At 55.7% G+C, this 653-nt stretch carries 1 protein-coding gene; it reads right to left on the reverse strand.

Going from position 1 to position 653, the window contains the following annotated elements; genetic code table 11:
* Positions 1-527 (reverse strand): hypothetical protein (locus N1032_RS25890; RefSeq protein ID WP_259543488.1); only part of this gene is annotated, 527 nt, incomplete at its 3' end.
* Positions 528-653 lie beyond the last annotated feature (126 nt).

Below are 653 nucleotides of genomic sequence, written 5' to 3' on the forward strand. Positions count from 1 at the left end.
GGGTCGTAGCTCATAGTGAGAACTTTACGGCCCGCACGCTGGATATAGATTAGCTCTGTGCCGACGCGCATCGGGCGCACGGAAGACGCGCCATAGTTCGACGGTACGCGCACGCAAACGCTAGTCGGAGAGATAACGTTATTCGTGCCGCTAATGATAAATTCGCTGGAGTGAGTCAGGGCGACAAGGCTGTTAAGCGAAAACAGGTGAGAGATCGGGTTAACCTGGTCACTGTCGAGCGTAAACGAAAACGCGGCATCGTCCACGTACCCTAATTCGAAATTAAGATATTGGCGGATCGCGCTTCCCCATATCGTTTGTGGGAAGAGTTTAGAACCGGCGAAGATTAGGCGCTGTTGGTGGAAGGCCACGCATCCGGGCCAGCCTTTCGCGTCCGACCAAACACCCTCTTCGAGCGTCCAGCTGTTCGGGCTTGCGATCAGGTTCGAGCTACCGGCGCCGCCATACATCAGGGATGTAATTTCGCCGGTGGCCGTCGCCGCATCTACTACCGTCTTGATCTTCACGACGCCGCCGTTAACACGGATATACTTTCCGACGTCGGCCGCTTTGAACGCTGCGCCGTTTGTTGGCGCGGGCGCGTTCGTGGCATCTGAGGCTTGTAGTTTTAAATCGATGATCGAGCAGACAAG

Origin of the sequence: Herbiconiux daphne, assembly GCF_024979295.1 — a bacterium.
In the GTDB taxonomy this organism is placed as follows: Bacteria; Actinomycetota; Actinomycetes; order Actinomycetales; family Microbacteriaceae; genus Herbiconiux; species Herbiconiux daphnes.